The sequence below is a fragment of the Paraburkholderia sp. BL25I1N1 genome, assembly GCF_003002025.1.
Classification (GTDB): Bacteria; Pseudomonadota; Gammaproteobacteria; order Burkholderiales; family Burkholderiaceae; genus Paraburkholderia.
The window spans coordinates 290,233-299,733 of the sequence record NZ_PVZB01000009.1 but is presented as its reverse complement, the minus strand read 5'-3'; the positions used below and the strand labels follow the sequence as shown (position 1 = coordinate 299,733).

At 62.6% G+C, this 9,501-nt stretch carries 9 protein-coding genes; all 9 read right to left on the bottom strand.

What is annotated here, in order from left to right; genetic code table 11:
• Nucleotides 1-719: IS256 family transposase (locus tag B0G73_RS16100; RefSeq protein ID WP_258193331.1), on the bottom strand; the 719-nt coding region annotated here is incomplete at its 3' end.
• A 191-nt stretch (nucleotides 720-910) separates the two neighbouring features.
• The gene (locus B0G73_RS16095) at nucleotides 911-2,188 is read right to left on the bottom strand and encodes a dienelactone hydrolase family protein (protein ID WP_106282300.1); all 1,278 of its coding nucleotides are present in this window, start codon (nucleotides 2,186-2,188) and stop codon (nucleotides 911-913) included.
• A 571-nt stretch (nucleotides 2,189-2,759) separates the two neighbouring features.
• Complete coding sequence (locus B0G73_RS16085; RefSeq protein ID WP_106282315.1) at nucleotides 2,760-3,209, bottom strand: YchJ family protein; 450 nt, start codon at nucleotides 3,207-3,209, stop codon at nucleotides 2,760-2,762.
• Nucleotides 3,210-3,216: 7 nt separating this feature from the next.
• Complete coding sequence (locus B0G73_RS16080) at nucleotides 3,217-4,347, bottom strand: acyl-CoA dehydrogenase family protein (RefSeq protein WP_106282299.1); 1,131 nt, start codon at nucleotides 4,345-4,347, stop codon at nucleotides 3,217-3,219.
• Between the two features lie 28 nt (nucleotides 4,348-4,375).
• Nucleotides 4,376-5,053 carry an SDR family oxidoreductase gene (locus B0G73_RS16075; protein WP_106282298.1) on the bottom strand — a complete coding sequence of 226 codons (678 nt, stop codon included), beginning with the start codon at nucleotides 5,051-5,053 and terminating at the stop codon, nucleotides 4,376-4,378.
• A 46-nt stretch (nucleotides 5,054-5,099) separates the two neighbouring features.
• Nucleotides 5,100-6,293 carry an acetyl-CoA C-acetyltransferase gene (locus tag B0G73_RS16070; protein ID WP_106282297.1) on the bottom strand — a complete coding sequence of 398 codons (1,194 nt, stop codon included), beginning with the start codon at nucleotides 6,291-6,293 and terminating at the stop codon, nucleotides 5,100-5,102.
• On the bottom strand, nucleotides 6,286-7,062 hold the full coding sequence (gene can, locus B0G73_RS16065) for a carbonate dehydratase (protein ID WP_106282296.1): 777 nt from the start codon (nucleotides 7,060-7,062) through the stop codon (nucleotides 6,286-6,288). The genes B0G73_RS16070 and can overlap by 8 nt, the downstream gene beginning before the upstream one ends.
• Before the next feature lie 94 nt (nucleotides 7,063-7,156).
• Nucleotides 7,157-8,995 carry a bifunctional isocitrate dehydrogenase kinase/phosphatase gene (aceK, locus tag B0G73_RS16060; protein ID WP_106282295.1) on the bottom strand — a complete coding sequence of 613 codons (1,839 nt, stop codon included), beginning with the start codon at nucleotides 8,993-8,995 and terminating at the stop codon, nucleotides 7,157-7,159.
• An 84-nt stretch (nucleotides 8,996-9,079) separates the two neighbouring features.
• Nucleotides 9,080-9,484, bottom strand: coding sequence for a MerR family DNA-binding transcriptional regulator (locus B0G73_RS16055; RefSeq protein WP_012431532.1), 405 nt, complete (start codon nucleotides 9,482-9,484; stop codon nucleotides 9,080-9,082).
• Between the last annotated feature and the right edge of the window lie 17 nt (nucleotides 9,485-9,501).

Genomic DNA, 9,501 nt, shown 5'->3' with positions numbered 1-9,501 from the left:
CGGGTCTTCAGTTCATTGAACACCTTCAGCCAGAACTTCGCACCTTCGGTCTGCTCGATCCACAGGCCGAGCACGTCGCGCTGGCCGTCGGCCTGAATGCCCAGCGCCAGATACACCGCCTTATTGCTCACCACACCGTCGCCACGGATCTTCACGCGCAGCGCGTCGAAGAACACCACCGGGTACATCGGCTCAAGTGGACGGCTTTGCCAGGCAAGCGTTTCGGCCATCACCTCATCGGTGACCGAACTGATGAAGTCGGGCGAGACCTCGGTGCCATAGCTTTCGGCCAGAAACGCCTGGATCTCGCGCACGCTCATGCCGCGTGCGTACATGGCAATGATGCGTTCGTCGAAGCCCGTGAAACGGCGCTCGTGCTTGGGAATCAGGATCGGCTCGAAGCTGCCTTCACGGTCGCGCGGCAGATCGACCCGCACCGGGCCACGCTCGGTGATGAGTGTCTTGCCGCTGGCGCCGTTGCGTTCATTGGTCTGCTCCGCAGGCTTGGGCTGGCCGGGCCGGTAGCCCAGATGCATATTCATTTCGGCGCCCATCGCGCGTTCGATGAGCGCCTTGTTGAACGCCAGCATCAGGTCCTGAACCTCGGCGGGCGTCATCGGACCCTTCACCAGTTCATCCAGCAGCGCTTCAGGCAGTTCAGGCAGCGGCCCGCGGGCCGCTGCCTGAGACGCGACGGTGCGTTTCTTTTTCATCGGCATATCCATGACCTTGATCCCTCATGATATGCCCCGCCCACGAAATTACGGATAGGTCCCGCGGCAAAGAAAGTAGGTGCCGCCCCGCACAGGGGCAACGCTAATAGACCACAAAGAAATCAAGGAAAGGCCAACACCTCAAAGAACACCGAGAAGCAACACCCGCCGGGGCAGGCATAAACAAAACCGGACTTCTACTCCCGACTAGCAATAGCCCGCCGAGCATCGGCGCCCCCAGCGGGAGCTCCACCATCAGCCGTCTGCGAAGACTGATCCCCCCAAACAACGGAGCTATTCACCGCATACAGCCTGCAAGGCGCAGAAGACTGCTTCTGACAATTCGCGACTGCGACCGACATCGGATCATCGCCACCTTCAGCCCAGGACCAGGCCCCCGAGTCAGAAACAGCAAACGCCCGACTAGGAAACTGATGCAAGAAATTCCGATACCCATTACGCCCGGCTTCATCGACAAACGGCACAGCATCAACAGCATCGACAGCAGCAAACCCACTGGCCTTAGGCGTGGACGGATCCGACACACGATACTGCACGCCAGTCGGCATGCCCACCTGCGCAAGAAAAGCCTCGACAGTTGGCCACCACACATGCACGCCATCACGATCGCCGACCAGCCGATGCGCGTCATTCTTGTAGCTGCCGAAATCCACCATCTTCGCGCTCGCGCCGTGCGCACCATAAGCGGCGTACATGCCCGCCACCAACCGCGCGTTCCAGACCGAATCGTTATCGCCGTACATCCACAGCGACGGCACCTTGGTCTTTTCGCCATACGCGCCGAACGCATGCGTCAGGTTGCCCTGCCAGTCGCTGCATGCGTCCTGCCGCAAGCCGCCCGAGAAATTGATCAGCGCCCGCACGCCCGGCGCTGCTTGCGTGCCGTACGCCATCGTCGCAAGACCGCCGTGTGAGGTGCCGGCCACGACGATATGCGTCGCGTCCACGTAAGGTTGCTTCGACATGAAGTCGATCGTCGCGGCGACGTCGCCGGCCTGGCCGATGCCGTTTTTCTCGACGTCGCAACCATCCTGCTGATACACGCCGTCCGAGTGACCGAAACCCTGGCGGTTCGGCGCCACCACCACGTAGCCGCGGCGCACGAATTCGCGCGCGAACGGCAGCGGGTCGCTGCGCTCCTGCGTGTGCGGATCGCCGGGAATCTTGCCGTGGTTGAAAACGATCATCGGAAACGGGCCAGCGCCGTCCGGTTTGTAGATCGTCGTTTCGAGAGTGACCGTGCCGGCTGCATCGACCGGTACGCGGATGATCTGTTCGTTAAGACCGGCGGTGGGCAGATAGACGTCGTCGTCGAGCGCGATGCGCGGCACGTGGGCGCGGGTCAACGGTCCCGGCTGGGTGTCCGCGAGCGGGTCGGCGTGCGCGAGTGCGACAGCGCATGTAGCCGCCGCACAGATCACCGCACACTTCGTCAGAACCTTGCTGAACACCACTCACGCACCTGCCTCAAAAACCTGCCCTGAACACCGTGGCGTCTGTCTGTCGAAAGTCATTGCTGACATTTGCCTTTCGGGCAGGTTTTCGACAAACAAAAACACACTCGCGTACGGAGTGCGCCAGAGGCGCACGCACGCTATTCGAGATCGCACGGGATGAACCCAAACGGCCGACGCGACCCCACGCGCCGATGATGAGCGCCACGGCTGCTGCCGAAACCGCCGCCGGAACCACACTGTCTGGTGCCCGGCAGGGCTCCCGGCGCATTTTGCGGAGCGGGTATGGACCGGCCCTCGCAACGTGACGTCATGAAGCTACGGCCTCATCCTGGCACGACAATTTTGTTTTGTGCAATCAAGGAGAACCCGCGCCGCAAAAATTGCCGCGTGCTGTTTGGTCGCTGAGGCCGGTCGATACAGGCCTCACCGGTGTTTGGCGCACCGAAGCAATCAGGCGTGGCGCGGGTCTTGTGGCATCTCGCCAACAAAAAAAATGGCCCTGCTATCAGGGCCATATGTGAGCGCGGCGTAAGGACGCTGCGGCGTCTTGTAAGGGGCAGAAAGGACTTTATTCGCTGATGTCGCCATCGACGTAGCGCCAGCGGCCATCATCGCCGCGAACGAAGCGGCTCAGCTCATGCAACCGGTGCGCGCGGCCGCCCACCTTGTAACGTGCGACGAATTCGACCGTCGCGTGATCGGCGTCGGTTTCTGCAAACGCCTTGATTTGCAGTCCGAGCCAACGCGGCGCATCGGCCGCTGCCGGGTCCGCGTCGAGATCGGCGGGGCAGGTCTGCGGCGCCCAGGTGGCGCGCAGGTAATCCGTCGAGCCTACAACATAGGCGCTATAGCGCGAGCGCATCAGTTCGAGCGCCCGTGGCGCCGTTTCGCCGCCGTCGATATAGCGGCCGCAGCACTGCGCGAAGCGTGGCGCTTTGGCACCGCTGCGCTGGTCGGGCGCGGCGCCGCCGCACGGACAGTCGGATGGTCGTTGCATTGCCAACAGTTGCTTATTCATGAGACGTTCAGCCAAGACCACGCGCGATCAAAATCTTCTGGATGTCGCTGGTGCCTTCGTAGATCTGGCACACGCGTACGTCGCGGTAAATGCGCTCGACCGGGAAGTCGCTCAGGTAGCCGTACCCGCCATGAATCTGCAAAGCGGCCGAACAGATGCGCTCGGCGGCTTCGGACGCGAATAGCTTGGCCATCGCGGCTTCGGTCAGGCAAGGTTGACCGGCGTCTTTCAACGATGCGGCGTGCCAGATCAGTTGTCGCGCGGCTTCGAGTTGCGTCGCCATGTCGGCGAGGCGGAATTGCACCGCCTGGTGCGAAAACAGCGGGGCGCCGAAACTTTCGCGCTCCTTCGCATAACTCAAGGCGGCTTCGAACGCGGCGCGCGCCATGCCGACACTTTGCGCGGCAATGCCGATGCGGCCGCCTTCCAGCCCCGACAACGCGATCCGGTAGCCTTCGCCTTCCGCGCCGATCAGATTCGCGGCCGGCACGCGGCAGTCCTCGAAAATGATCTGCGCCGTATCCGACGAATGCTGGCCGAGCTTGTCCTCGACTCGCGCGACAACGTAGCCCTTCGTGTCGGTGGGCACGATGAACGCGCTGATGCCGCGCTTGCCCGCCGCTTTATCGGTCACGGCCATCACGATCGCGACGTTGCCGTTCTTACCGCTCGTGATGAATTGCTTGACCCCGTTCAGCACGTACGCATCACCGTCGCGTGTGGCGGTGGTGCGCAACGCGGATGCGTCGGAACCGGCTTGCGGTTCGGTCAGGCAAAACGCGCCGAGCATCTCGCCGCGCGCGAGCGGCGTGAGCCAGTCGCGTTTCTGCGCGTCGTTGCCATAGGTCAGCAGAATGCTGCAGACGGGGCAGTTGTTGACGGAGATAGCCGTCGAGGTGCCACCGTCGCCGGCGGCGATTTCTTCGAGAATCAGCGCGAGCGCCAGCGCGTCCATGCCGGCGCCGCCGTACGCTTCGGGCACCAGCACGCCATACGCGCCGAGTTCGGCGAGTTGCCGATGCACGTCCTTTGGAAAAGTACGCTCACGGTCCCACGCCGCGGCATGCGGCGTGATCGCTTCGCGCACGAAGGTGCGCAGCGCGTCGCGGACCATCAAGTGATCCTGATCAAGCACCATGTATGTGTCTCCCGTGCGGCACAGCTGCTCACCAGTCGAGCAGCGTGCCGTCGTATTGATAGAAGCGGCCGTTGAACTCTTCATGCGCCGCCGCGGCTTGCGCCAGCACTTCACGCATGCCGGTGACGCTGCGCGCCGGATCGATCGCCGCCTGCGCACCGCCCATGTCGGTGCGCACCCAGCCCGGATGCAACGAAACGCACGCGGCGCGCTTCGCTTCCAGCGACGCGAGTTTCAGGGCGTCGTTCAACGCCGCCTTGCTCGCGCGATACAGCCACCCCGTCGTGCCGCTCGCGTCGCCGATGCTGCCCATCTTGCTCGAGATCACCGCGAACACGCCGCCGGCCTCTTCGACGAGCGGCAGCAGGATCGGCATCAGTTGCATCGGTCCGCGCACGTTGGTGTGCATGACGTGGTCGAAGTCTTCAGCGGTGATCGTCTCGATGCCTTCCGTGCGCGGGCCGTACACGCCCGACACCAGGATCGCCGCGTCGAGTCGCTCACCGTCGAGCTTCCAGCCGAGCGCGGCGATTTCTTCCGGCGCGCTCACATCGAGTGAAAAAGTTTCTGCGCCGAGTTCGTTCAACGCGTCGAGCGCGGCGCCGTCGCGCGCGGTCGCGAGCACGCGCCAGCCGCTCTTTTTGTACTGCCGTGCAAACTCCCGACCGATGCCGCGCGACGCACCGACGATCAACACTGTCTTCATGGAATACCTCAGCAAGCCGTCAAAACAGCGCGCTCGAAAACGCGGGTTAAACCAGTTCGATACCCATCGCCGTCGCTTCTCCACCGCCGATACACAGCGTCGCGACGCCGCGCTTGCCGCCGCGCTTCTTCAGCGCGCCGATCAGCGTGACGAGAATCCGCGCGCCCGACGCGCCGATCGGATGGCCGAGCGCACAAGCGCCGCCGTTCACGTTGACCTTCTCGTGCGGCAGATGGTGTTCCTTCATGGCCGCCATCGTCACGACGGCAAAGGCTTCGTTGACCTCATACAGATCGACCTCGTCGGCGCGCCAGCCGTTCTTCTCGAACAGCTTGCGAATCGCGCCGACCGGCGCGGTGGTGAACTTCGCCGGCTCCTGCGCGAATGTCGAGTGACCGACCACGCGCGCAATCGGCTCGACGCCGAGACGCTTCGCGGTCGATTCGCGCATCATGACGAGCGCGGCTGCGCCGTCGGAAATCGACGACGAGTTCGCCGCCGTCACCGTGCCGGTTTTGCTGAACGCCGGTTTGAGCGTCGGAATTTTTTCGATGTTGGCCTTGAACGGCTGTTCGTCTCGATCGATGGTGACATCGCCCTTGCGGCTCTCCACCTTCACCGACGCGATTTCCCAGGCAAACGAACCGTCTTCGTTGGCGCGTTTCGCACGATTGAGCGACTCGACGGCGAATGCGTCCTGCGCCTCGCGCGTGAAGTCGAACGAGCCTGCGCACTCTTCGGCGAAGGTGCCCATCAGACGGCCTTTTTCGTAGGCGTCTTCGAGGCCGTCGTAGAACATGTGGTCGATCACCTGACCGTGGCCCATGCGCATGCCGCCGCGCGCCTTGGGCAGCAGGTACGGCGCATTCGTCATGCTTTCCATGCCGCCCGCGACAATCACATCGACGGAGCCCGCCGCGAGCATGTCGTGCGCGAACATCGCCGCGCGCATGCCGGAGCCGCACATCTTGTTCACCGTGGTGCTGCCGGTGGCGAGCGGCAAGCCGGCGCCGAGCGCGGCCTGACGCGCGGGCGCCTGACCGAGGCCGGCGGGCAGCACGCAGCCCATCACCACTTCGTCGATCTGCTCGGGTTTCAGGCCGGCGCGTTTCACGGCGGCTTCTATCGCTACCGAGCCCAATTGCGGCGCCGTCAGCGCGGCGAAGTCGCCTTGGAATGCCGCCATGGGCGTGCGTGCCACGCCCACGATGACGATCGGATCAATCTTTGTCTCACTCATGTTTAAGCTCCTTGATTACGCCTTCGACGATAGCCGGCACGTCGCCGAGCTGCGCCGCATCGGCGGCGACCACGTCGTTCTCTGCCTTGTGCGGGCCACTAGCCGACACCGCCGCTACGCACTTCTGATAGGTGGCATCGAGTGCGCCCGGCTCGCTGACCGTCATGCCGAGGTTGCGCACCTTGCCGTCATGCACGCCGTACGCCCAGCCGTGCACCGTCAATTCCTGGCCGCGCGCCCACGCATCGTTGACGATGGTGGTGCGGCATACGTTCATCACCTGTTCGATCGCGTTCAGTTCGACCAGCCGCCGATGGCGCACCTCACCGATCGGCCATTCCTCGATCAGCGCCGCATGTTTGGTGCGCACGTCCTGCACGTGATGCAGCCAGTTGTCCGCCAAACCCACGCGACGGCCGTGCAGCGCCGCGCCGACGCCCGAGCAGCCGTAGTGGCCGACCACCATGATGTGCTTGACCTTTAGCAGATCGACGGCGAACTGGATCACCGAGAGACAGTTCAGATCGGTATGCACGACCACGTTGGCGATGTTTCTATGCACGAACACTTCGCCCGGCGGCAAGCCGATGATCTGGTTGGCCGGCACGCGCGAATCGGAGCAGCCGATCCACAAATACTCGGGCGTCTGCTGATGCGCGAGGCGCGAGAAATACTCTGGATCTTCGGACAGCTTGCGGGCGACCCACGCTTCGTTGTTGTCGAACAGATGCGAGAGCGGATTGTCAGGAGTTGAATCGTTCGTGTTCATGGTGCGTCTTGGCGGTTGCTCGACCGATTGACCGGTCGATGTCGTTGCATAAGGTTCGGACGAGGCATCTGAAGATGCGAGCGGCGCGTGAGCTTCATGCCGCCCGCACGCTGCGCGAGTCGGCTGTCGCATCTGGCGCGGGCGATGCAAGGCCGGCGGAATCGACGAAGCGTTCCGGGTAGCAGTTGCAGAAGCGCACGCTGTCGTCGTACGGGAAAAAGTCGGGCAGTTCGCCTTTCAATAGATGATCCTTGTGCCGTTGCCATAGCGCGGGATCGAAGAAGTCCGCGTGATGCTGCATGAAGGAACGGCGCACGCGTGGGTCGCCGAGCAGGAATGTGCCGTACGTTTCCGGGAAGATGTCGTGCGGGCCGACCGAGTACCACGGCTCGCCCGACATTTCGTCCTCCTCGTTACGCGGCGCCGGCACCGCGCGCACGTTGCAGTCGGTCAGATATTCGATTTCGTCGTAGTCGTAGAACACCACACGGCCGTGACGCGTCACGCCGAAGTTCTTGTACAGCATGTCGCCTGGAAAGATGTTCGCCTGCATCAGTTCCTTCACCGCATTGCCGTATTCCTTGATACCGTGCTCGACGTCTTCGTCGTTGCCATTCTGCAGGAACAGATTGAGCGGCACCATGCGGCGCTCGATATACATATGGCGAATTACCAGGTTGTCGCCGTCGTATTCGAGCAGCGACGGCACTTCCTTCTCGAGCTCGCGCACCAGCGCTTCGTCCAGACGTGAGCGGGGCAACGCCACGCTCGAATATTCGAGCGTGTCGGCCATGCGGCCGAGGCGGTCGTGTCGCTTGACGAGCTGATACTTGCTTTGGATTTGCGCGCGCGTGGTTTCCTTCGGCGGCGGGAAGTTGTCCTTGATCAGCTTGAACACGTACGGAAACGACGGCAGCGTGAACACCAGCATCACGAGCCCCTTGATGCCGGGCGCGATGATGAACTGATCGCTCGAATGCGAGAGGTGATGCAGCAGGTCGCGATAGAACAGGTTCTTGCCCTGCTTCTGTAAGCCCACCGACGTGTAGATTTCCGCCTTCGGCTTACCCGGCATGATGGTGCCGAGAAATTCGACGTACGCGGACGGCACTTCCATGTCCACCAGGAAGTACGAATGCGAAAAGCTGAAAATGATCAGCAACTGTTCGCGCTTGAGCAGCACGGTGTCGAGCGCGAGCACGCCCGGCTTCACATGACGCAAGGGCACCGCGAACGGCAGCAGCAAATCGCCGTTGATGATCCGTCCGACGATATACGCCGACTTGTTCCGGTAGAACAGCGACGAAAGCACGTGAATCTGGAAATTGGGCGCTTCGTCGAACGCACCGAACGCGTCGTGGATCGCTTGCATCACGCAGCCGACGTCGCGCGTCAAGTCTTCGAACGAGGGCTCCAGCTGGAAGTTCGTGACGATGCGTTCAAGCGTCGCCGCGAGCCCATCTTTGCCCGGATAGTACGCACGGTAAGTCGGCTTCGCGGCCGGCTCGTCGTTCTCGATGTATTCGGTCGAGATGGCCGGGCGCACGAAAATGAAATCGTTGTTGAAATACGAGCGGTGCAGGATCTTGCAGCATACCGAATTAAAAAACGTTTCGGCGCACTCCGGCTGACGGTGCGTGGTCAACAGGCCGATGTAATGCAGCTTGATCTGCTGCCACACTTCGCTGTCGATTTTTTCCGCGTCGTATTCGTCTTCGAGCAGTTCGACGCATTCGTCGACACGCTCGTCGTATGAAGTAATGCGATCGCGCGCGAGCTTCTGCAGACCGTGCCAGTCGCCTTTTTCGAAGAGCGTCTTGGCGTGGATCGCGGCGTCGCGAAAGATCCGGTAATGGCGGTCGAATCCTTCGAGCATGGTCTGCGCGAGGTCAAAGCCGATCTGCGACGACAGCAGTTTGGGGAAGTGATTCATGTCGACCGCGCATTCGCCTCATGTCGTGAAGACACCCGTGATTGTATCGTCGGGCGCACCTGCGACGCATCGCGCCGCGATTGTTCAGGCCGGCTTGGCTTCGCGCGTGCCGCCTTCCAGCAGCGCGCGCGCCTGGGTTTCGTATTGCGCGAGGTCTTCGAGCGTCGCGTTCAGGTCTTCCAGTTGACGCTCGAGCACTTCGCGATGACGCGCCACCGTGGCGAGGAACGCGTGCAACTGCGGCACCGTGTCGGTCGGCGACTCGTACACGTCCAGCAGATCGCGGATCTCCGAAAGCGTGAAGCCGAGCCGTTTGCCGCGCAAGGTGAGCTTCAGACGCGTGCGGTCGCGGCCCGAATAGACGCGCCGCAGGCCACTCGATCCCTCGCGGCTCGGTGAGAGTAAACCCTGGTCTTCGTAGAAGCGGATCGCGCGGGGCGTGACGTCGAATTCCCGCGCGAGCTCGGTGATCGTGTATTGCGTGTTCATCGGGGCATTCCGTGGCC